Annotated in this window: 17 protein-coding genes; 5 read left to right on the top strand and 12 right to left on the bottom strand. The window is 49.4% G+C overall.

What is annotated here, in order from left to right:
• Window positions 1–40: 40 nt before the first annotated feature.
• The 4 genes from tuf to rpsL all read right to left on the bottom strand — a co-directional run bounded on the left by tuf (window position 41) and on the right by rpsL (window position 4,439).
• Window positions 41–1,234 (bottom strand): elongation factor Tu, encoded by a 1,194-nt coding sequence (tuf, locus tag KBW69_RS10640; protein ID WP_257254328.1) that lies wholly within the window; start codon window positions 1,232–1,234, stop codon window positions 41–43.
• A 103-nt stretch (window positions 1,235–1,337) separates the two neighbouring features.
• On the bottom strand, window positions 1,338–3,440 hold the full coding sequence (gene fusA / locus KBW69_RS10635; protein ID WP_257254329.1) for an elongation factor G: 2,103 nt from the start codon (window positions 3,438–3,440) through the stop codon (window positions 1,338–1,340).
• Window positions 3,441–3,458: 18 nt separating this feature from the next.
• Complete coding sequence (gene rpsG, locus KBW69_RS10630; RefSeq protein WP_252177337.1) at window positions 3,459–3,929, bottom strand: 30S ribosomal protein S7; 471 nt, start codon at window positions 3,927–3,929, stop codon at window positions 3,459–3,461.
• A 135-nt stretch (window positions 3,930–4,064) separates the two neighbouring features.
• Window positions 4,065–4,439: a 30S ribosomal protein S12 gene (gene rpsL, locus KBW69_RS10625; RefSeq protein ID WP_034841716.1), complete on the bottom strand. Its 375-nt coding sequence runs from the start codon at window positions 4,437–4,439 to the stop codon at window positions 4,065–4,067.
• Window positions 4,440–4,748: 309 nt separating this feature from the next.
• Here rpsL and glpX point away from each other — a divergent pair, with 309 nt between their 5' ends.
• Window positions 4,749–5,759, top strand: coding sequence for a class II fructose-bisphosphatase (glpX, locus tag KBW69_RS10620; protein ID WP_257280856.1), 1,011 nt, complete (start codon window positions 4,749–4,751; stop codon window positions 5,757–5,759).
• Window positions 5,760–5,900: 141 nt separating this feature from the next.
• Here glpX and KBW69_RS10615 read toward each other — a convergent pair whose 3' ends face one another.
• The 3 genes from KBW69_RS10615 to KBW69_RS10605 all read right to left on the bottom strand — a co-directional run bounded on the left by KBW69_RS10615 (window position 5,901) and on the right by KBW69_RS10605 (window position 8,043).
• Window positions 5,901–6,479, bottom strand: coding sequence for a hypothetical protein (locus tag KBW69_RS10615; RefSeq protein WP_257280855.1), 579 nt, complete (start codon window positions 6,477–6,479; stop codon window positions 5,901–5,903).
• Window positions 6,480–6,694: 215 nt separating this feature from the next.
• The gene (locus KBW69_RS10610) at window positions 6,695–7,255 is read right to left on the bottom strand and encodes an RING-H2 finger protein (RefSeq protein ID WP_257280854.1); all 561 of its coding nucleotides are present in this window, start codon (window positions 7,253–7,255) and stop codon (window positions 6,695–6,697) included.
• 215 nt (window positions 7,256–7,470) lie between these two features.
• Window positions 7,471–8,043: an RING-H2 finger protein gene (locus KBW69_RS10605; RefSeq protein ID WP_257280853.1), complete on the bottom strand. Its 573-nt coding sequence runs from the start codon at window positions 8,041–8,043 to the stop codon at window positions 7,471–7,473.
• Window positions 8,044–8,290: 247 nt separating this feature from the next.
• On the opposite strand from KBW69_RS10605, the gene KBW69_RS10600 reads away from it, so the two are divergent.
• Window positions 8,291–8,662 carry a hypothetical protein gene (locus tag KBW69_RS10600; RefSeq protein WP_257255189.1) on the top strand — a complete coding sequence of 124 codons (372 nt, stop codon included), beginning with the start codon at window positions 8,291–8,293 and terminating at the stop codon, window positions 8,660–8,662.
• 128 nt (window positions 8,663–8,790) lie between these two features.
• Window positions 8,791–9,147, top strand: coding sequence for a YgiW/YdeI family stress tolerance OB fold protein (locus tag KBW69_RS10595; RefSeq protein ID WP_257255188.1), 357 nt, complete (start codon window positions 8,791–8,793; stop codon window positions 9,145–9,147).
• A gap of 99 nt (window positions 9,148–9,246) precedes the next feature.
• On the opposite strand, the gene KBW69_RS10590 is transcribed toward KBW69_RS10595, so the two are convergent.
• Both KBW69_RS10590 and nhaA read right to left on the bottom strand, forming a co-directional pair.
• A complete protein-coding gene (locus tag KBW69_RS10590) occupies window positions 9,247–10,959 on the bottom strand; it encodes a choice-of-anchor I family protein (protein WP_257280852.1) in 1,713 nt (570 codons plus the stop codon).
• A gap of 249 nt (window positions 10,960–11,208) precedes the next feature.
• Window positions 11,209–12,612, bottom strand: a complete 1,404-nt coding sequence (gene nhaA, locus KBW69_RS10585) for a Na+/H+ antiporter NhaA (protein ID WP_257255186.1) — start codon at window positions 12,610–12,612, stop codon at window positions 11,209–11,211.
• 394 nt (window positions 12,613–13,006) lie between these two features.
• Here nhaA and KBW69_RS10580 point away from each other — a divergent pair, with 394 nt between their 5' ends.
• The gene (locus tag KBW69_RS10580) at window positions 13,007–13,393 is read left to right on the top strand and encodes a hypothetical protein (RefSeq protein WP_257255185.1); all 387 of its coding nucleotides are present in this window, start codon (window positions 13,007–13,009) and stop codon (window positions 13,391–13,393) included.
• Here the strand turns inward: KBW69_RS10580 and KBW69_RS10575 are convergent.
• Window positions 13,390–14,484 carry a transposase gene (locus KBW69_RS10575; RefSeq protein WP_257280851.1) on the bottom strand — a complete coding sequence of 365 codons (1,095 nt, stop codon included), beginning with the start codon at window positions 14,482–14,484 and terminating at the stop codon, window positions 13,390–13,392. The genes KBW69_RS10580 and KBW69_RS10575 overlap by 4 nt on opposite strands.
• 47 nt (window positions 14,485–14,531) lie before the next feature.
• On the opposite strand from KBW69_RS10575, the gene tnpA reads away from it, so the two are divergent.
• The gene (gene tnpA, locus KBW69_RS10570) at window positions 14,532–14,936 is read left to right on the top strand and encodes an IS200/IS605 family transposase (RefSeq protein WP_257280850.1); all 405 of its coding nucleotides are present in this window, start codon (window positions 14,532–14,534) and stop codon (window positions 14,934–14,936) included.
• A 183-nt stretch (window positions 14,937–15,119) separates the two neighbouring features.
• Here tnpA and rpoC read toward each other — a convergent pair whose 3' ends face one another.
• Complete coding sequence (rpoC, locus tag KBW69_RS10565) at window positions 15,120–19,331, bottom strand: DNA-directed RNA polymerase subunit beta' (RefSeq protein ID WP_257255184.1); 4,212 nt, start codon at window positions 19,329–19,331, stop codon at window positions 15,120–15,122.
• A gap of 64 nt (window positions 19,332–19,395) precedes the next feature.
• A complete protein-coding gene (gene rpoB / locus KBW69_RS10560; RefSeq protein ID WP_257280849.1) occupies window positions 19,396–23,472 on the bottom strand; it encodes a DNA-directed RNA polymerase subunit beta in 4,077 nt (1,358 codons plus the stop codon).
• Window positions 23,473–23,800 lie beyond the last annotated feature (328 nt).

Genomic DNA, 23,800 nt, shown 5'->3' with positions numbered 1-23,800 from the left:
GGGTTTTTATAGGGTGGTCTAGATTACCAGTGATTCAGTATCACTCGATGATCTTGGCAACAACACCAGCACCTACAGTACGACCACCTTCACGGATAGCGAAGCGCAGACCGTCTTCCATCGCTACTGGAGCGATCAGGGTAGCTACGAAGTTAATGTTGTCACCTGGCATCACCATTTCAACGCCTTCTGGCAGTTCTACAGCACCGGTCACGTCAGTGGTACGGAAGTAGAACTGAGGACGATAGCCCTTGAAGAATGGAGTGTGACGACCACCTTCGTCCTTGGACAGAATGTAAACTTCTGCTTCGAACTTGGTGTGAGGCGTTACAGTTCCTGGCTTGATCAGACACTGACCACGCTCAACTTCTTCACGCTTGGTACCACGCAGCAGCGCACCAATGTTCTCACCTGCACGACCTTCGTCCAGCAGCTTACGGAACATTTCAACACCGGTAACAGTCGTCTTGGTAGTCTCTTTGATACCAATGATTTCAACTTCTTCACCAACAGTGATGATACCACGCTCAACACGACCAGTGACTACAGTACCACGACCAGCGATAGAGAATACGTCCTCGATAGGCATCAGGAACGGCTGATCGATAGCACGCTCTGGCTCGGGGATGTATTCGTCCAGGGTTTCAACCAGCTTCTTAACGGCGGAAGTACCCATTTCGTTGTCGTCTTTACCTTCCAGAGCCATCAGGGCAGAACCAGTGATGATTGGAGTGTCGTCACCTGGGAACTCGTAAGTGTCCAGCAGCTCACGAACTTCCATTTCAACCAGTTCCAGCAGCTCTTCGTCGTCTACCATGTCAGCTTTGTTCAGGAATACCACGATGTAAGGTACGCCAACCTGACGAGACAGCAGGATGTGCTCACGAGTCTGAGGCATGGGGCCGTCAGCAGCGGAACATACCAGGATAGCGCCGTCCATCTGGGCAGCACCGGTGATCATGTTCTTAACGTAGTCGGCGTGTCCTGGGCAGTCTACGTGAGCGTAGTGACGGCTAGGAGAGTCGTACTCTACGTGAGCAGTAGAGATGGTAATACCACGCTCACGCTCTTCAGGAGCGTTATCGATCTGAGAGAAGTCTTTAGCTTCGCCACCCCATACTTCTGCACATACGCGAGTCAGTGCAGCCGTCAGAGTAGTTTTACCGTGGTCAACGTGACCGATGGTGCCGACATTTACGTGCGGCTTCGAACGTTCAAATTTTTCCTTAGCCATTTCTCTTGACCCTTAGATAGATATCAATGGTTCGGGGGGTAGTGATTCTCGGTACAGCATTCTAACAGCCCTTTATGTCTGTTAGAACACCGCACATACACTATTAACCCTGATTTTTAATGACCGCTTCAGCAATGCTGGCGGGAGCTTCGGCATACTCGCTGAATTCCATCGAGTATGTAGCACGCCCCTGAGTTGCTGAACGCAGATCTGTGGCGTAGCCGAACATTTCACCCAGTGGCACCTGAGCGTTAATGACCTTACCGGAAGGTGTGTCTTCCATACCCTGAACAATACCGCGACGACGGTTCAGGTCACCCATAACGTCACCCATGTAGTCTTCAGGTGTCACCACCTCAACTTTCATCATGGGCTCCATCAGAACAGGGTTAGCCTGTGGCGCGTATTTCTTCAGACATTGAGAAGCAGCGATTTTAAACGCCATTTCGTTGGAGTCAACATCGTGGTAAGAACCATCATACAGACGAGCTTTCAGACCCAGCAGAGGGTAGCCGGCGATAACACCGTTCTGCATCTGCTCTTCCAGACCCTTCTGAACAGCCGGGATGTATTCCTTGGGAATAACACCACCAACAATCTCGTTGACGAACTGAAGACCTTCTTCACCTTCTTCAGCCGGAGAGAACTCGATCACAACGTGACCGTACTGACCACGACCACCAGACTGCTTGGCAAATTTGTGGTTAGCGTCAACGGTGGCTTTCAGCTTCTCACGATAAGCAACCTGAGGCTTACCAATGTTAGCTTCAACCTTGAACTCGCGACGCATACGGTCAACGATGATGTCCAGATGCAGCTCACCCATACCGGAGATGATGGTCTGACCACTCTCTTCGTCGGTGTGAACACGGAAAGAAGGATCTTCCTGAGCCAGTTTACCCAGAGCGATACCCATCTTCTCCTGGTCGGCCTTGGTCTTAGGCTCAACCGCAACAGAGATTACCGGTTCCGGGAACTCCATGCGCTCCAGAGTAATAACGCTGTCCATGGCGCACAGAGTGTCACCCGTGGTTACGTCCTTCATGCCGATCAGAGCAACGATATCACCCGCCAGACACTCTTTGAGTTCTTCACGGTTATTAGAGTGCATCTGAACCATACGACCCACACGCTCACGCTTGCCCTTGACAGGGTTGTAAACGGTGTCGCCGGAATTCAGGGTACCGGAGTAGCTACGAATGAAGGTCAGGGTGCCCACGAATGGGTCGGTAGCAATTTTGAACGCCAACGCAGAAAACGGAGCATTGTCGTCAGCTTCACGGGTTTCAACCGTGTCTTTACCGTCGTCCAGGATACCTTCAATGGCCTTAACTTCTTTCGGAGAAGGCATGTATTCGATGACGGCATCCAGAACGGCCTGTACACCCTTGTTCTTGAATGCGGAACCGCCGAATACCGGAATAATTTCGTTAGCCAGGGTGCGAGCACGGATACCGGCCTTGATTTCTTCCTCAGAGAGTTCACCTTCTTCCAGGTACTTCTCCATCAGCTCTTCAGTAGCCTCGGCAGCGGCTTCGACCATGTACTCGTGCATTTCGGCACACACATCGGCCATCTCAGCAGGAATGTCTTCGTAGGCGAAGGTCATGCCCTGGTCCGCTTCGTTCCAGATGATCGCCTTCATCTTAACCAGATCGACAACACCCTTGAACTCGTCTTCAGAACCAATGGTCATCTGCATGGGAACGGCATTAGCGTTCAGACGATCACGCAGCTGGTCGACTACCATCTGGTAGTTAGCACCGGTACGGTCCATCTTGTTGACGAAGACCATGCGCGGTACTTCGTACTTGTCAGCCTGGCGCCATACAGTTTCAGTCTGAGGCTGAACACCGGAGGAACCACACAGAACAACAACAGCGCCATCCAGTACCCGCAGGGAACGCTCAACTTCGATGGTGAAGTCAACGTGTCCGGGGGTGTCGATGATGTTGACACGATGCTCATCAAACTGAGCATCCATACCACGCCAGAAGCAGGTGGTAGCCGCAGAAGTGATGGTAATACCACGCTCCTGCTCCTGCTCCATCCAGTCCATGGTAGCCGCACCATCGTGCACCTCACCAATTTTGTGGCTCAGACCAGTGTAGAACAGGACACGCTCAGTGGTCGTTGTCTTACCCGCGTCAACATGGGCACAAATACCAATATTGCGATAGCGGTCAATAGGGGTTTTACGGGCCACGACTCAATCCTCTGATACTTAGAAACGGTAGTGAGAGAACGCTTTGTTAGCTTCAGCCATGCGATGCACGTCTTCACGCTTCTTGACAGCAGCACCCTTGTTCTCGGCAGCATCCATCAGTTCGCCGGCCAGGCGAAGATCCATGGACTTCTCACCACGCTTGCGCGCAGCGTCTACCAGCCAACGCATAGCCAGGGCCGTGCGACGGCTTGGACGAACTTCTACAGGTACCTGATAGGTAGCACCACCGACACGGCGGGACTTAACTTCTACCACAGGAGCGATGGACTCGAGCGCTTTTTCAAACTGCTCCAGAGGGTCCTTGCTGGTACGCTCCTGAACTTTGTCCAGTGCGCCATAGACGATTTTCTCGGCAACAGATTTCTTACCGGAAACCATCACATGGTTAATGAATTTTGCCAGCGTCTTGTTATGAAACTTTGGATCTGGCAGTACTTCGCGCTTGGCGACTACGCGTCTTCTTGGCATTGATAAGCCCTCTTTTCGGCCTTCAGGTAGCTCAGGAAAACTCCTGACCTTACTCTTATCAACCTACTGTTTAAATGCTTGCTCTAATGAGCGTTCTCAAGTCTAGTCTCTAGACACTAGTTTCAAGCTACTAGTTCAAGACTTAGGCTTTTTGGTACCGTACTTGGAACGGCCCTGCTTACGGTCGTTAACACCCTGGGTATCCAGGCTACCGCGAACGGTGTGGTAACGAACACCTGGCAAGTCTTTTACCCGACCGCCACGGATCAGAACAACACTGTGCTCTTGCAGGTTATGACCTTCACCACCGATGTAGGAAGTCACTTCGAAGCCGTTGGTCAGACGCACACGACAAACTTTACGCAGCGCAGAGTTTGGCTTCTTGGGAGTAGTAGTGTAAACACGGGTGCATACACCGCGACGCTGTGGGCAGGCCTGCAGCGCAGGAACGTCGGTCTTTTTGACCTTACGCTTACGAGGCTTGCGAACCAGCTGGTTAATTGTTGCCATTGGCGAACTCCAGTCGTTTCTAAGTGAGTAAGAATCTGCTGCGTCAGAGGAGTGCGCAGAAGATTCTTTGCTTCAACGGCAAAAGCCGGCGTAAAAACCGGCATCTACCAACCCCTGAAAATACAGCTAGGGGCAATATAAAGCGGCGAAATTTTACGGAATGCAGGAAATGGCGTCAAGCCTGTGGATAACACAATTCGAATAAAAGAGAAAACTCGCGGGGGTAAAATCTTGCCTGTTGCGGTTCACTCTGGGTCACCGAGTTGTGCTAAAGTCCCGCCCATACCCTAGATCACTTTCAGGATTAACATGAAACGCGAACTGGCGATTGAATTCTCACGTGTGACCGAAGCGGCAGCACTGGCTGGCTATAAATGGCTTGGCAGAGGCGATAAGAATGCGGCGGACGGCGCAGCGGTTGAGGCTATGAGAGCCATGCTCAACAAGGTTGAGATAGATGGCGAGATTGTCATTGGTGAAGGCGAAATCGACGAAGCCCCCATGCTTTATATCGGCGAAAAAGTTGGCAGAGGTCAGGGCGAGAGCATTGATATTGCCGTTGATCCTATTGAAGGTACCCGCATGACCGCAATGGGACAGAACAATGCCGTGGCTGTTCTGGCCGCCGGCGAGAAAGGCTCTTTCCTGAAAGCACCCGACATGTACATGGAAAAACTGGTTGCAGGCCCCGGTGCAAAAAACGCCATCGACCTGAAGCTGGGTCTTAAAGAGAACATCCACAATGTCGCCAAAGCGCTGCACAAACCCATAGAAAACCTGACCGTGATCACTCTGTCCAAGCCTCGTCACGACAGTGCTATTGCGATGATGCAAAAAATGGGTGTAAAAGTTTTTGCCATTCCCGACGGTGACGTAGCCGCTTCTATCCTGACCTGTATGCCTGACAGTGAAGTCGACATGATGTACTGCATCGGCGGTGCACCAGAAGGTGTTGTATCGGCAGCCGTGATTCGTGCATTGGGTGGCGACATGCAGGGTCGCCTGATGACTCGTGATCAAGCCAAGGGCGATACACCTGAGAATAAGGCTGCCGGTGACATTGAGCGCAGCCGTTGTAAAGAGATGGGCATTGAGCCCGGCAACCTGTTGCGTCTGGATGATATGGCCAGCTCTGACAACGTGGTGTTTTCAGCCACCGGCATTACCAAGGGTGATCTGTTGGAAGGTATTGCCCGCAAAGGCAACATTGCGGAAACAGAAACACTGGTGATTCGTGGAAAATCCCGTACGATCCGTCGTATAAAATCTATCCACTACCTGGATCGCAAAGACGACGACATCAAGGGTGTCATCTTTTAACCCTATTTTCCTCCGCGCCATTGTTTCCAAGCTATTGTTTCCAAGCCATTGTTGAAAACAGGCAATGGCTCTTCCCTTGATGTTTTATTTCGAGGGGATAGTCAGGGGTGTATGCCCGAAAATAGCTCGGCAAAACATTCTTTAATCGTTTCTTACGAGATAATTACCAGCAGCGTTGGCAGTAGTCCCGACAATAGACACGGCAGCCATAGAAACAGCTTCGAAATTTCCCAAAGCAAAACCGATAGCAGCACCGCTGGCAACACCGCTAGCGAAACCGTCCGTCTTTTTACAAAAGTGGGCACCCCAGACAACCGTTACAACAGATAAAGACAGCACTCTAACGAGGGACCCAGCAGCTAACCCGGCACCAGCAACTCCGGCACCAGCAACTCCGGTAGCTCCGGCAGCAAACCCTGCAAAAGTCGAAGGAGCAAACGAGGGAGCATAAGTACAAACAACCTGACAGATAAACTTAATAGTTTTTTTCGAAATAGTTACCACGCGTTCCTGCAATGGAATTTTTTTTATCTCTTTTATATCATCATCATTCAGTTGCTTTCGACAGAGATGGCAGTTTGTTTGGTTATATTTTTCCAAACTTACCCGCATGCATGATCTACCATAAGCATGTCCACAATGTAGAGTGATGCTTTCACATCTACCTGAATCTTGACATAGTGTGCATTCAACACCATTAACACCGTTAAGACTGTCCATATCGAAGGTCTCCTATTATATTTTCCGTTACTTACAACCTTAGATATTTATATTTGGTTTTAGTTCCCTATGAATACTTAGACTTTTAACTCACTCTACCACCAGTACGCTTTCGGGCGAGCATGTAAAATACCGCATCATACGCAGCATCAACCACGACAGTGATTGAGGAATCAGCTAGTAGAATATGCCTCAAAATAGCTCAGCAAATCATTTTAATGATTTTTTACAAGATAATTGGCAGCAACTCCGACAACAGACACGGCGCCTAAACAGAGAGCTCCGGTGCTTCCGATAAAGGCACAAATAGCAAGACCAGTAGCAGCACCAGTAGCAATACCTGTAGCAACACTGACACTCATTTCACGCATCTGAGTAGCCATGAAAACGCCGACAGCACCACCACCCAAGAGAGCAGCGCGAGGCTCAGCATAGCCTTCATCTGCAACGACTGCAGTTGCAACTGCGGCAGCCCCGCCAGCAGCCCCAATAAGAAACGAGGGAATTGAGTGAGCAAACGTGTAAGCAGTCTGAGAAATAAATTTAATAGTGTTTTTCGAAATAGTTACCACGCGTTCCTGCAATGGAATTTTTTCTACCTCTATATCCTCATCAGATAATTGTTCTCGACAGAGATGGCAGTTTATTTGATTATGTTCTTCCAGCCCTCCCTGCATGCATGGTCGACCAAAAGCATGTCCACAATTTAGAGTGATGCTTTCACAACGATTTGTATCTTGACATATTGCGCTTTTAACACCGTTAAGACTGTTCATATTAAAGGTCTCCTATTATATTTTCCGTTACTTACAACCTTAGATATTTATATTTGGTTTTAGTTCCCTATGAATACTTAGACTTTTAACTCACTCTACCACCAGTACGCTTTCGGGCGAGCATGTAAAATACCGCATCATACGCAGCATCAACCACGACAGTGATTGAGGAATCAGCTAGTAGAATATGCCTCAAAATAGCTCAGCAAATCATTTTAATGATTTTTTACAAGATAATTGGCAGCAACTCCGACAACAGACACGGCACCTAAACTGAAAGCTGCGGAGCTTCCCACAAAGGCACAAGTAGCAAGACCAGCAGCAATACCAGCAGCAATACCACTAGCAAAACCAGTATAAGCACTGACAGTCAATTCACGCATCTGAGTAGCAATGAAAACGCCGACAGCACCACCACCCAAGAGAGCAGCGCGAGGCTCAGCATAGCCTTCATCTGCAACGACTGCAGTTGCAACTGCGGTAGCCCCGCCAGCAGCCCCAATAAGAAACGAGGGAATTGAGTGAGCAAACGTGTAAGCAGTCTGAGAAATAAATTTAATAGTGTTTTTCGAAATAGTTACCACGCGTTCCTGCATTGGAATTTTTTCTACCTCTATATCATCATCAGATAATTGTTCTCGACAGAGATGGCAGTTTATTTGGTTATGTTCTTCCAGCCCTCCCTGCATGCATGGTCGACCAAAAGCATGTCCACAATTTAGAGTGATGCTTTCACAACGATTTGTATCTTGACATATTGCGCTTTTAACACCGTTAAGACTGTTCATATTAAAGGTCTCCTATTATATTTTCCGTTACTTACAACCTTAGATATTTATATTTGGTTTTAGTTCCCTATGAATACTTAGACTTCTGACACTTCCAGCCTTGTCGAGGCTTCAACCTAAAAGGCTACAGCCAGCCTATTGCGAGCGGACATACGCAGAAGCTATGCATAGCCCAGGGATCAAATAAGTGTTGCAGCGAGCTGTTGTCACAGGTAGCGTTGAAACATTGACTCAAAGGATTGAGCACATGTTATCGACCCTGCTTCGTCTTCTTGCGATTCTTTCATCTCATCTGCTTAGCAATCATTCCTGGGCATCGGAACCCGAGCTCTGGTATCAGAAGGTCTGGTGCGAAGGTAAAGGTGGCGAAGTTGAAGTCAGGCTGGATGATGGGAGACGTGTTGATTGCATGACTGAAAGTCATGCCATTGAAATGGATTTTGCCAACAAATGGCCTGAAGCCATCGGCCAGTCCCTGGCCTATGGAATGCTGACCAGAAAACAGGCGGGAATTGTGTTGATTCTGAGAAAACCATCCGACCATGAATACTGGGATCGCTTACAGCAGGTTTTGGAGCACTATCAACTTCCGGTTACGACTTGGAAACTCGGTCCCTGAAACCGCCGTTTTTTCTTTTATGAAAAAAGTTTAATGATTCACTCATCTTCCGGTTACCTGCCTTCGATTATGCTACGCCCATCTTTTAAACAGATACCTATATCGATAGAAAACCGGAGACTCAAACCATGAATCCAACACTGTCTGCTTTCCTTGCTGCTTCAACGATTGCTCTGACCACTGGCAACGCAATGGCTGAATACACCGGCCCCAATAGCACACCCACCATCAATGATATTGCCACCATCATCGAAAACCCGGTTGATGACTCCCGGGTAGAACTGACCGGTTACCTGACCAATAAAATCGACGATGAGACCTACACCTTTTCAGATGGTAAAGACAGCATTCAGGTAGAGATTGAGTCCAGAGACATGCCTGACGTGCAGATTAATGAAAAGACCAAAGTTAACATTCTGGGTGAAGTCGAAAGCGGTGCTTTTGAAACCACCGAAATTGAGGTCGAAAAAATTTCTGTCATTTAAACAGACCTTCCGTTTGAAAAAGGGTTGCCAGAAATCCTACGGCAACCCTCAGTCCGTTTAAAACAAAGCCAAAAATAGTCGACTGAAAGGAACATCTAATCAATCGATCTGGTAAACCAGCGTAGAACCAGAGACTTCATGACCGATAATCAATAAAGGCTTTCCAGTTGGACTTTCAGAAGCCTCGACAAACTTCATCCCTTCGGGAGACACATCGCCTGCTTTTTCTGGCTCTTTGTCAGTATCAACAGAAAAGTCACGGTTGTAGACATAGCGGACAAACTCAGCTTCTGCTGGATCAGTCACGTCGTACATCAGGACACCACCGGTTCGCTCCAGGCCAATAAACGCATATTGACGTCCATCAATCTCACCCACGGCCAGTGCCTCTGGCTCAGGGCCTTTATCATCACTGCGGTTATCGCCTTTGGTTTCCTCGTCATTATTGTTGAAATGTTTACCCAGTACGGCTGCTGTCACTTCTTCAAAGTCACTACCCGAGTCATAAACCAGCTCACCCGCTTCGTTCCAGATAGAAAATGAGCGAGCGCCATAGGAGTAAAGTTCTTCAAACTGGCCATCGTTATCCGTATCACCCAGTGTGTTGGTAATTTTCAGGCGAGCAAGCTTTTTCTTATCTTTGGCTGCCTCAGCATTAGGATGCTCCCGGGCGACCTCAACCTTCTTGGTACGAACCTCTTCTGTGAACCCCAGGCAACCGTCTTCGTTATCGTATTTCAAACCACCTGAAGCCAGGCACTGATCTTCAGAAGCAGTTGTGTACCAATAATCTCTGGCATCACCTTCGTTGGCTGTCACAACATAGGTTTTACCTTCGACCGAATAGGTAGCAATGGTATCTGGCTGATACATACCGTAGACACCGCTCCATTTCTGAAGATTCACACCACCATCTTTATTGCTGGCATCCATCGCAAATTGGCCATAATCCTTATAGCCAAGGGGAACAATAGAATCAATTCGCGCATTGGCAATATCAACGAGTGCCAGGGCATTGTTTTCCTGCAGAGAAACGTAAGCAGTTCCGGAATCAGCAGAAACGGCTATGTACTCAGGCTCAAGGTCCTGAGCCACAGAGGCATCACGACCAAAAACCCTGACATCTTTCGGCAATTCACTGTTTCTGGAGTAGCCTTTGTTGAAAGCAGTGAAAGTAGCATGACGTGGTTCTTCCAGTTTGCCTTCAGAAGTCACCTTGACAACGCTGACCGAACCTTCCGGGTCATCTTTGTAATCTGATGAAGGTTCACCTTCGTTTGCTGTCAGCAGGTATTTTCCATCCGGTGTAAAGGTCACCATATCAGGCAGCGCCCCTACCAATTTATAATCACTGAATACGGCACCACCTTCGGTATCGAGCTTATAAACAATGACAACGCCTTTCTTTTGTTTGTCGCTATTTTCAACAGCAACAGCCAAAAGATCGCCATGAACAGAAACGCTGTTAGCGGTGCCCAGCTTCATGCCATCAATACTGGACTCAAGATTGATCTTGCCAATTTTGAGAATATTGGAATCCATGGTCGGATTAGCAAGTGGCTGCCCCTTGAGGGATTTGCCACTGAGAATATCTATGGTTTTATCAAGGGCGTTGACAACATAGATAGACTGACTGGCTTTATGCCAGGCCACAATCTCTGCGGCACCTTTATGGTAACTGCCAGAAGCATATCGACCGATCGGCTCCATGGTGGGATGGGAAACTTCAGCATTTTCCTGAACCATTGAACAGCCAGCCAAAATAAAGGGAGCTGCCAGAGTGATAGCGTTGCGAGTAAGTTTCAGTTCCATTGAGGTTCCTGATTTTATTCAATTTGATCAGGGCTTTTTATAACGGTTGCAAATGACTGTTTAATGACAACTATGACATAGAGACAAAGTTGTCTCGCACCAACACTCTGAGGCTGCGCCAAAAGTGCGGCATTCTCTGTTTTGACAGCCTCCTCGACATGAGAACGAGAATGAGCAGAAAAGCTAACCAAAATCACAAACCCGGAGCAAGCTCCGGGTTATTAATATTCAGAGATGAATAATCTGAGCTTAAGCCTGCTCAACAGTATTCTTTTCAACGGCCTTGGGAGAAGCTTTAGTCAAACAGATAAAGCCAGCAATACCGGCTATCAGGGACGCAATCAGAACCCCTGCTTTGGCCAGTACTAAATCATTGGGGCTGCCAGCAAATGCCAGTTCTGATATGAAGATCGACATGGTGAAACCGATTCCGCCCAGAAAGGCAACGCCCACAATATGCAGGAAGTTACATTCATGAGGCAAGTCACCCCATCCCAGCTTCCAGCCTATCCAGGTGGCACCTGCAATACCAATTAACTTACCTAACACCAGACCCAGAGTGACACCCAAGGTGACGTTATTGAAAATCTCGGTATCCCCGGAAAAAACATCAAAGGGAATACCGGCATTGGCCAGGGCAAAAATGGGAATGACGATATAAGTCACCGGTAAGTGCAGGCTGGTTTCGATTCTCTGCAGTGGAGCTTCTGCCAGGCGAGTACCATTTCCAAGCGCCCGGACGTAAGCACGCATTTTTTCATTACGCAAAACGTCCTCACCAGGACGGTAACTACCATCAAATCGCCGAATCAGATTTTTTATCTGGTCACTGAATGCAACAGGATCGTATTTGGGTTTAGCCGGAATGGCAAAAGCGGTAATAACGCCAGCCAATGTCGCATGAATACCGGCTTCGTACAGCTGCAACCAGAGGCCACCACCCACCAGGAGATAAGGCAGTGGATTACGAATACCAAAAGCATTCATCACCCACAAAAAGGCAGTGAATCCAGCAGCCCACAGCAAAGCCACCTGATTGATTTCGTTGGTGTAGAAAACAGCAATGATCGCAATAGCTCCCAGGTCATCCACAATGGCCAAAGCCACGAGGAAGGTAATCAGACTTTTAGGAACACGGCCACCCAGAAGTGCACAGGTACCAACAGCAAAGGCAATATCCGTTGCCATCGGAATGCCCCAACCGTCTGCGGCAACACCTGTCGGGTTGATGCTGGCATAGATCAGTGCGGGCACTACCATACCCCCAATCGCAGCCATGATAGGCAATACGGCATGTTTGAGGTCGGAAAGCTCACCGACAAGAAACTCACGTTTGAGTTCGAGACCGACGTGGAAAAAGAAAAAAGCCATCAGACCATCATTGACCCAATGGTGAATAGACATCTTCAGGCCGCCTTCACCGATAGAAATACCGGCATAGGTTTTCAGAATCTGTTCATAGAGGGGAGACAGATTACTGTTCGCGATCACCAAAGCGATGACAGCGCAGATCATCAGAAGGATGCCGCTGGTCGTTTGACGATGGATAAATTCTTCAAAAGGCGTGAGGATACGGTCAAATGCCGCCTCCCAGCGAGCGTTATAAACCCTGCCTTTCCGACCAATAAATTTTGTAAAATTATTTCCCGCCACAGCAACTCCTCAAGAGCATCAAGCTTGACACCGTAGACTACATCATGCGTTTGTTGATGTCTCTTAAATGTTCAGCGAGTCTTTCAGTTGCCTTTAGTCAGTTATCTATCGGAGGTTATACCCCCATGAACCTGCTTACGAACTTCCGCTTCAAGACTTTGGAGTAAAAGGCTGGACATCCATCAATAGACGGCTCTCGTCTTTGTGCCGTCTTTTGTTGGTACAAAGCGGCTGCAAACAAAGGGGAATTCTTTTGTGGAAGTGTTAGGGTCAGGGATCCTTCGTAAGGCCAGCCCGCGATTTTTCACTAAAGGCGATACCTTTTTGTTATATTTCTCAAAATAAATGCTACCTTGACTTGACACAATTTGATACAAGATGAAGGCAGTTTACGATGAAAGAGTTAAGAATATCGCTTTTTCTTTACTTGATAACATCCGTATCAGTGGTAAATGCAAACCCTGAAATAATTCAAGCAGCTGAGAAATTTATACTTTTGAGTAACCAATTAGCGTTAAAAGTTATGCCTCCAGGAAGTCAAAGCCATGAAATATTTAGATCTATTAGTTTTAGCACTGGTTTGAATATAATGATTGACGATATCAGGGTACTTCTTTCTGAATTACAACACAGAACTACCAGAAAAGATTTAAGCGTAAAATCTTTGTTTGTTATGAATATGCCTAAATTGGTATTTCCTGTTTTTCCAACAACTTTTTACGAGTCTACTGCCGATTTTAGTTTGCAACAATTACGAGCATTGACATCCTCCCACAGCTAAAGCAGTGGGATTCCTCCAGCGAGACGGCTATGCCCAGCCGCAAGAATGTTCTTTGCTGCATTTAAATCACGCAGGTGTCCAGCTCCGCACTCTGAACAAGTCCATTCTCTTATTCGCAAACCTGTTCTACCTTTCGGACTGCTGGACGGAATAGTGCCACAGCTCGAACACGTTTGGGTGGAGTGGGATTCGTTGACGACCTCGAACACAACTGACTGCGCCATCGCTTTGTACTTCAGTTGATCTTTCAGTATTCCCCAACCAGCATCCAGAACAGACTTAGCCATTTTCGTTTTTGCCAGTTTGGTACTGCTTACATCGCCTACGAATATAGCGGCGTGGTTGTTTACCAGCCGTGTCGTAAATTTATGAATCTGGTCTTTTCTGCGATTTTTAATTTTCGCATGAATAGCCTTAACTCTTTGCTTCTTGTTGGCTCTTTGAGCCGTACCAAGCCTTTCTTCCAGCTCACGATAAAACTGCTTTGATTCAAGCTGATCGCCGTTACTGCAAGTAGCTACATCTTTCAGCCCAAGATCAATTCCTATAGCGGTTTTGCCTTCGGTAACAGGTTTTGATTCGGTTTGCACCGCCACATTGAAGTACCAGCGCCCACGACTATCTTCTGAAAAACTGCCTGCAAGAAATTGATACTTTGAAAGACCGTAACTATCCCAGACGTTAAAGCTTTTTCTGGCAAACCTTACCTGTCCGTTAGACCACTTTGCAGAGCCTTTTTTGAAAGGTATCCAACCAAGAGAGCGCTTGCTTCCAGAGCTGATGCGCCAACGTAGCTTTGCTTTCTTGAATTGATTTCTAGCTTGATGGTGCTTTGCACAGACTTCCTGAGCCGTGTGAGACGGAATTAAGTACTTTTGCTCTTTCCTGAAAACAAGAACGGGCTTCTGGACATCATAAGCAGACAACCAAACAGGCTTAACCGGCCCATAGTCGCTCGTACGACCATTGGCTTTCATGGTTAGCTCGTTAGCCAGATTAAAGACTTGATTGACCTCATAAGCCATTTCACGCAGTACCTTTGCGTGTTTGTCTTTCACTCTGACTGACAGTGTTTTGGTCTGAATATCCATAATGATTTATTATATAGACCATAATGGCTATTTACAAGGTTGGTCTAATGGAATTAAGAAAGGGTAGAAGATGCGTTTTTATGCTTCATGCACACATGATTTTTATCACAAAGTACAGAGGCAAAGTATTTACAGACAGACATCTGAAAACACTTGAAAAAATATTCCGAAGCGTATGTTCTGATTTTGAAGTAGAACTGGAAGAATTTAATGGCGGGCAAGATCACGTACACATTCTGGTAAACTATCCACCAAAAGTAGCAGTATCAAAACTGGTAAACAGTCTGAAAGGTGTTTCAAGCCGAAGACTGAAACAATATCATCCAGAGCTGATAAAGCCTGCATATATGAAGAATGCTCTATGGAGTCCGAGCTACTTTGCGGGTTCCGTAGGTGGTGCGCCGATTGAAGTTCTTAAGCAATACATCGAACAGCAGGATAGACCGCATTAGGAGTCCTATCGGACTCCGGGCTATCCTTCCCAGCACTAGAAGTACTGGGCTTGACGCTCTTTCCGGTCAGGTTTTAGTCTGGTGTTAATCATCACAGTTTCCAGACACCAAAAAATGAGAAAGGCCACCCGAAGGCAGCCTTTCTGTTTAGCTCACTGTATAAAAACAGGCGTCAGCCTATTGTTACACCTCGCCGAAGTTAAGAGCTTCAGACAGAGCCGCTTCAACTTCAGAAGCAGAGACCTTGCTTGGTACTTCAAACTCAGGCTCTTCGCGACCCTTACGACGTTCTTCGTGATAGGTCAGACCTGTACCCGCAGGAATCAGGCGACCGACGACCACGTTTTCCTTCAGTCCACGCAGGTAGTCACGCTTACCGGTCACTGCTGCTTCGGTCAGTACTCTTGTAGTTTCCTGGAAGGAAGCCGCAGAGATGAAGGACTCGGTCGCCAAAGATGCCTTGGTGATACCCAGCAGTACCCTGTCGTATTTGGCAGGGATCTGATCCTTGTCACCCAGCTTCTCGTTCTCTTCCAGAACGGACGTCAACTCTAGCTGATCACCACGGATCAGCGAAGAATCACCCGTGTCAGTGACTTCAACCTTACGCAGCATCTGACGCAGAATGGTTTCGATGTGCTTATCGTTAATCTTAACGCCCTGCAGACGGTATACGTCCTGGATTTCGTTAACGATGTAACGGGCCAGCTCACCGACACCCAGCAGACGCAGAATGTCGTGGGGGTTGGTAGGACCGTCAGAGATAACTTCACCCTTGGTCACCTGTTCACCTTCGAACACGTTCAGGTGACGCCACTTGGGAATCAGCTCTTCATACGGATCGCTGCCGTCGTTCGGAGTGATGACCAGACGCTTCTTACCTTTGGTCTCTTTACCAAAGCCGATGGTACCGGTGATTTCCGCAAGAATAGAGTGTTCTTTTGGCTTACGGGCTTCAAACAGGTCGGCCACTCGTGGCAGACCACCGGTGATGTCCTTGTTACCGCCGGACTGCTGTGGAATACGGGCAACAACGTCACCGATTTCTACCGTCGTGCCATCGGCCAGGTTCACCAGAGCGTTTGCAGGCAGGAAGTACTGAGCTGCTACGTCAGTGTTAGGCAGCTTCAGCTCCTTGCCATTGGCATCCAGCAGCTGGATAGCAGGACGAATATCCTTACCGGCAGAAGGACGATCCTTCGGATCCAGAACTTCGATGTTGGACAGACCGGTCAGTTCATCCGTCTGAGTCTTGACGGTAATGCCCTCTTCCATGCCCAGGAACTTAACGGTACCGGACAGTTCGGTCACAATGGGGTGAGTGTGCGGATCCCACTTGGCAACTATCTGACCGGCTTCTACATCAACACCGTCCTTAACAGACAGAACCGCACCGTATGGTAGCTTGTAACGCTCACGCTCACGACCGAATTCATCAGCAATGGCCAGCTGACCGGAACGGCTCACTGCCACCAAAGCACCGTCTTTACGTTCAACGTGCTTCAAGTTCAGCAGACGGGCAGTACCCTTGTTCTTAACAGAGATGTTGTCCTGTGCAGAAGCACGGGATGCAGCACCACCGATGTGGAAGGTACGCATGGTCAGCTGAGTACCGGGCTCACCGATGGACTGGGCAGCGATAACGCCGACTGCTTCACCTTTGTTAACGAGATGTCCACGACCCAGGTCACGACCGTAACATTTGGAGCAGATGCCGTAGCGGGTTTCACAGGTAATTGGAGAACGAACCTTGACTTCGTCAACGTTCATCAGCTCCAGACGCTTAACCCAGGCTTCGTCGATGAGGGTGCCGGCGGGCACAGCGATTTCATTCTCTGCACCCGGTTTGAGTACATCTTCAGCCACCACACGACCGAGGATACGCTCACCCAGAGGTTCGACAACTTCACCCCCTTCGATGTGCGGAGTCATCTGCAGGCCACGTACTGTGCCACAGTCGTCTTCAGTCACCACCAGATCCTGGGCGACGTCTACCAGACGACGGGTCAGGTAACCGGAGTTCGCTGTCTTCAGAGCAGTATCTGCCAGACCTTTACGGGCACCGTGAGTAGAGATGAAGTACTGAAGTACGTTCAGACCTTCACGGAAGTTCGCCGTAATAGGCGTTTCGATGATGGAGCCATCTGGCTTGGCCATCAGACCACGCATACCGGCCAGCTGACGAATCTGTGCAGCACTACCACGGGCACCGGAGTCAGCCATCATATAAACGCTGTTGAAGGATTCCTGCTCTTCCTCTTCACCCTGACGATTAATCACGGTGTCGGACTTCAGGTTGTCCATCATGCGCTTGGCCAGCAGTTCGTTGGCACGGGACCAGATATCGATCACCTTGTTGTACTTCTCACCCTGGGTCACCAGACCGGAAGCAAACTGGTTTTCAATCTCACGCACTTCTTCATTTGCGTCATTAATGATACGGCTCTTGTCGCCCGGGATAACGAAGTCGTTAACACCGATAGAAGAACCGGAGATGGTCGCGTAATGGAAGCCCATGTACAGCATCTGGTCAGCAAAGATAACCGTTTCTTTGAGGCCCACGTTTCGGTAGCAGGTATTCAGCAGGCGGGATATCGCCTTCTTCTTCATGGTCTGGTTAACCAGTTCGAAGGGCAGCCCCTCTGGTACGATTTCCCATAACAGGATACGACCAATGGTGGTATCGGCCAGGAAGGCATTGCTGTGCTCTACGCCATCGTCGTCTTTGTATTTTTCAGAAACACGTACCTTGATACGGGCATGCAGATCAGCATGACCGGTACGGTAGGCACGCAGGGCTTCGTTGACGTCAACGAAAGCCATGCCTTCACCCTTGGCGTTAATACGGTCACGGGTGATGTAGTAAAGACCCAGTACCACGTCCTGGGAAGGTACAATGATAGGCTCGCCACTTGCAGGTGCCAGGATGTTGTTGGTGGACATCATCAGGGCACGGGCTTCGAGCTGGGCTTCCAGAGTCAGTGGTACGTGTACCGCCATCTGGTCACCGTCGAAGTCAGCGTTATAAGCCGCACACACCAGTGGGTGCAGTTGAATCGCCTTACCTTCGATCAGAACCGGCTCGAACGCCTGGATACCAAGACGGTGCAGAGTGGGTGCACGGTTCAGCATCACCGGGTGTTCACGGATGACGTCAGCCAGAACGTCCCAAACCTCAGGGGTTTCACGCTCTACCATCTTCTTGGCAGCTTTGATGGTGGTCGCCAGACCTTTGGCTTCCAGCTTGCCGAAGATGAATGGTTTAAACAGTTCCAGAGCCATTTTCTTGGGCAGACCGCACTGATGCAGACGCAGGGTAGGACCTACGGTGATAACAGAACGGCCAGAGTAGTCAACACGCTTACCAAGCAGGTTCTGACGGAAGCGGCCCTGTTTACCCTTGATCATGTCGGCCAGGGATTTCAGAGGACGCTTGTTGGAACCGGTGATAGCACGACCGCGGCGGCCATTATCCAGCAGCGCATCTACCGATTCCTGCAGCATACGCTTTTCATTGCGGACAATGATGTCAGGAGCGTTAAGGTCGAGCAAACGCTTCAGACGGTTGTTACGGTTGATCACGCGGCGGTAAAGGTCATTCAGGTCGGACGTCGCAAAACGACCACCGTCCAGCGGTACCAAAGGACGCAGATCAGGTGGTAGAACTGGCAGAACGGTCAGAATCATCCACTCAGGGTTGTTACCTGACTTGTGGAAAGCTTCCAGGAGTTTCAGACGCTTGCTCAGTTTCTTCAGTTTGGTTTCAGAGTTGGTCTGCGGAATTTCTTCTCGCAGCATGTCCACTTCCTCACCCAGCTCGATGTCTGCCAGCAGAGCCTTGATGGCCTCTGCACCCATACGGGCGTCAAAGTCGTCGCCAAACTCTTCCAGAGCTTCGTAGTACTGTTCATCGTTGAGCAGCTGGTTTTTCTCCAGCGTCGTCATACCCGGATCAATAACAACGTATGACTCAAAGTACAGTACTCGCTCAATATCACGCAGGGTCATATCCAATAACAGACCGATACGGGATGGCAGGGATTTCAGGAACCAGATGTGGGCAACAGGGCTGGCCAGTTCGATGTGGCCCATACGGTCACGACGAACTTTCGCCAGGGCGACTTCTACGCCACATTTTTCGCAGATAACACCACGGTGCTTCAGTCGCTTGTACTTTCCGCACAGGCACTCGTAGTCTTTAACCGGGCCAAAGATTTTGGCACAGAAAAGGCCGTCACGTTCAGGCTTGAACGTACGGTAGTTGATTGTTTCCGGCTTTTTAACTTCACCGTAAGACCAGGAACGTACCATTTCTGGGGAAGCCAGACCGATACGAATCGAGTCAAACTCTTCTGTTTGGCCCTGGGTCTTGAGTAGATTCAGTAAGTCTTTCAAGATCGCATCTCCTCGATCCATCCGGTGGCCGGGCTATGCCCAACCAGCGGATTTCACGTATTCGTTATTCGGTGTCCAGCTCAATGTCGATACCCAGAGAGCGAATCTCTTTCAACAGTACGTTGAAGGATTCGGGCATCCCGGCTTCCATTCGATGATCACCATCGACGATGTTCTTGTACATCTTGGTACGACCGGTCACATCATCAGACTTAACAGTCAGCATCTCCTGCAGAGTGTAGGCAGCACCGTAGGCTTCCAGTGCCCATACCTCCATCTCCCCGAAACGCTGACCACCGAACTGGGCCTTACCACCGAGTGGCTGCTGGGTAACCAGAGAGTAAGAACCTGTGGAACGTGCGTGCATCTTGTCATCAACCAGGTGGTTGAGCTTCAGCATGTACATGTAGCCCACAGTGACAGGACGGTCGAAGGAATCACCGGTACGTCCGTCGTGCAGTCTTACCTGACCCGTGTCGCTGAGATCTGCCAGACGCAGCAACTCCTTCACTTCAGATTCTTTGGCACCATCGAATACCGAAGTAGCCATAGGTACGCCGCCGCGCAGGTTATGGGCCAGCTCCATGACTTCTTCGTCAGTGAACTTGTCCAGTTCCTCAACACGTCCGCCACCGACTCCGTTGTAAACCTGGTCGAGGAATTCACGGATTTCAGCCACTCTCTTCTGGGACTCGATCATGCGGTTGATCTTGTGGCCCAGACCACGTGCCGCAGCACCCAGGTGAGTTTCCAGAACCTGTCCTACGTTCATCCGGGACGGCACACCCAGAGGGTTCAGCACAATATCAACCGGGTTGCCTTCTTCATCGTAGGGCATGTCTTCGACAGGCATTATGATGGAGATAACACCCTTGTTACCGTGGCGACCCGCCATCTTGTCACCCGGCTGGATACGACGTTTGATCGCCAGATAAACTTTGACTATTTTCAGCACGCCAGGCGCCATGTCGTCCCCGGTCTGCAGCTTTTTCTTCTTGTCTTCGAAACGCTCGTCGAGCTGTGCGCGACGCTCTTTCAGCTGTTCTTTCGCCAGATCCAGCTGTTCGTTCAGAGTTTCATCAGACATGGACAGACGGAACCACTGTTCGTGTTCCAGACCATTCAGGAACTCGTCCGTGATGGTGTTGCCCTTGCTCAGGCCAGGACCACGGTCAACAGGCTGACCACGCAGAGCTTCACGCAGACGGTCAAAGGTATCTTCTTCAACGATACGGAATTCTTCGTTCAAGTCCTTGCGATATTCGTCCAAAGCCGCCTTTTCGATGCCCTGGGCACGGCTGTCTTTTTCAACGCCGTCGCGGGTGAATACCTGTACGTCGATGACGGTACCCTTGACAGAAGTCGGTACACGCAGAGAAGTATCCTTAACGTCGGATGCCTTCTCACCGAAGATTGCACGCAGCAGTTTTTCTTCTGGTGTCAGCTGAGTTTCACCTTTAGGGGTTACCTTACCCACCAGAATGTCGCCAGCACCGACTTCAGCACCGACATGAACAATGCCGGCTTCATCCAGTTTGTTCAGTGCAGACTCACCGACATTAGGAATATCAGAAGTAATTTCTTCCGGTCCGAGCTTGGTATCACGAGCCACACAGGTCAGTTCCTGAATGTGAATCGTAGTGAAGCGGTCTTCCTGTACAACACGTTCGGAGATGAGGATTGAGTCCTCAAAGTTGTAACCGTTCCAGGGCATGAACGCTACGCGCATGTTCTGCCCCAGGGCCAGCTCACCCATGTCTACGGATGGACCATCAGCCAGAATATCGCCACGAGCGATGGTCTCGCCGGCACGGACCAGAGAACGCTGGTTAATGCAGGTATTCTGGTTAGAACGGGTGTACTTGGTCAGGTTGTAGATATCGACACCGGCTTCACCAGGCTGAAGTTCGTCGTTGTTGACACGAACAACAATCTTCGCTGCGTCAACAGTATCAATCACACCACCACGCTGCGCCACCACACAAACACCGGAATCAGAAGCTACGTTACGCTCCATACCGGTGCCCACCAGAGGCTTGTCGGCACGCAGGGTTGGCACGGCCTGACGTTGCATGTTCGATCCCATCAAGGCACGGTTAGCATCGTCGTGCTCGAGGAATGGAATCAGGGAGGCTGCAACGGAAACCACCTGCTTGGTTGAAACGTCCATGTACTGGACTTTTTCAGGCCCCATCAGGGTAAATTCGTTACGGTGACGAACGTTAACCAGCTCTTCAGTCAGGTTATTGCCGTCGTCCATCTTCGCAGAAGCCTGAGCGATAACGTACTCACCTTCTTCGATAGCAGACAGGTAATCGATCTCATCCGTCACTTTGCCATCCACGACCTTGCGGTATGGAGACTCCAGGAAACCGTAGTCGTTGGTACGAGCATAGGTCGCAAGAGAGTTGATCAGACCAATGTTGGGCCCTTCAGGCGTTTCGATAGGACATACACGACCGTAATGAGTCGGGTGTACGTCCCGAACTTCAAAACCGGCACGCTCACGGGTCAAGCCACCCGGGCCAAGTGCAGATACACGACGCTTGTGAGTCACCTCGGACAGTGGATTGTTCTGGTCCATAAACTGGGACAGCTGGCTGGAACCGAAGAATTCCTTGATGGCCGCTGCAACCGGTTTGGCGTTGATCAGATCCTGAGGCATGAGGCCTTCGGACTCTGCCAGGCTCAGGCGTTCCTTCACGGCACGCTCGACACGAACCAGACCGACACGGAACTGGTTTTCAGCCATTTCACCGACCGAACGAACACGACGGTTACCCAGATGGTCGATATCGTCACAGATGCCCTGACCATTACGTATGTCGACCAGTGTCTTCAGAACATCAACGATGTCAGCGTTATCCAGGACACCAGAACCGACGTCGTCTTCGCGACCCAGACGACGGTTGAATTTCATGCGACCAACTGCGGACAGGTCATAACGCTCTGCAGAGAAGAACAGGTTGCCAAACAGGGTTTCTGCTGCTTCTTGTGTCGGCGGTTCACCGGGACGCATCATGCGGTAGATTTCTACCAGAGCTTCCAGACGGTTTGTCGTGGTGTCACTGCGCAGAGTGTCAGAAATATATGAACCGCAGTCCAGCTCATTAATGTACAGGGTTTCAACCTGTTTGATTCCGGCTTCCAGCAGTTTTTCGTAAACTTCCGGAGTAATTTCAGTGTTGCAGTCAACAATGATTTCACCGGTGGCAGCATGTACAACGGTCTTGGCCAGGACCTTCCCGTAAATATACTCTACCGGAGCCTCCAGCTGTTCAATATTGGCTTTCTTCAGCTGACGGATGTGACGCGCCGTCACACGACGACCCTGTTCAACCAGAACATTGCCGTCGCCGTCTTTAATGTCAAAGCTTGCAGCTTCACCACGCAGGCGCTCAGCGGCAAACTCAGTATTGACATTTTCAGAGCCGATCTTGAAGTCTACGGTATCGAAGAAGTCATTCAGGATCTCTTCATTACTCATGCCCAGGGCACGCAGAAGAATCGTAGCAGGCAGCTTACGACGACGGTCGATACGTACGTAAAGCATGTCCTTCGGATCGAACTCGAAGTCCAGCCATGAGCCACGGTAAGGAATCACACGGGCAGAATACAGCAGTTTGCCTGAAGAGTGTGTCTTGCCACGGTCGTGGTCAAAGAATACACCAGGAGAACGATGAAGCTGAGATACGATAACACGTTCAGTACCATTGATTACAAATGTACCGTTCTCAGTCATGAGCGGAATTTCGCCCATGTAAACTTCCTGTTCCTTGATATCTTTGATTGCCTTGTTGGCAGAGTCTTTGTCATAAATGATCAGGCGCACTTTTACACGCAGAGGTACCGCGTAAGTCACACCACGAAGTTGACATTCCTTGACATCAAACGCTGGAGTACCGAGCCTGTAACTCACGTATTCCAGCGCTGCATTTCCAGAGTAACTTACGATTGGAAATACGGATTTGAATGCAGCATGAAGACCAATGTCCTCACGTGCGGTCGGCTCTCTTCCGGATTGCAGCAGCTTATGATAAGAATCAAGCTGAATCGCCAGAAGATAGGGCACATTCATGACATGCGGCAGTTTGCCGAAGTCTTTGCGGATGCGTTTTTTCTCTGTATACGAGTATGCCATCAGCGTTCCCCAGCTTGGTCACCTGGTTCTGGCTTCAGACCGTCTGGTCTGGCCATCTAGGTTTATTGAGGGCGGGTGGCCCCCTTTTGATACCCAATTAAAAAACGGTGATTTCAACCGTTACCGTTGCATGAGCTTTAGCGTCCAGAACGAAAGTCAGACTTTCATTCCGGGAATCTGATCGGGAATTATGCTCTGCCGGACTTTTGTCCGAGCTGTCAATTTCCGGTCAGGCTCCCACTCTGCCAATGACACTGCAACTTTCTCAGATTGAAGGAGATAGATCCCTGCGGTAAAACACAGTCAGCCTGAGCCTTTAACGATCTGA

This window comes from Endozoicomonas sp. ISHI1 (assembly GCF_024606225.1).
Classification (GTDB): Bacteria; Pseudomonadota; Gammaproteobacteria; order Pseudomonadales; family Endozoicomonadaceae; genus Endozoicomonas_A.
The sequence above is the reverse complement of the archived record's forward strand: the minus strand, read 5'-3'. Positions and strand labels throughout refer to the sequence as shown.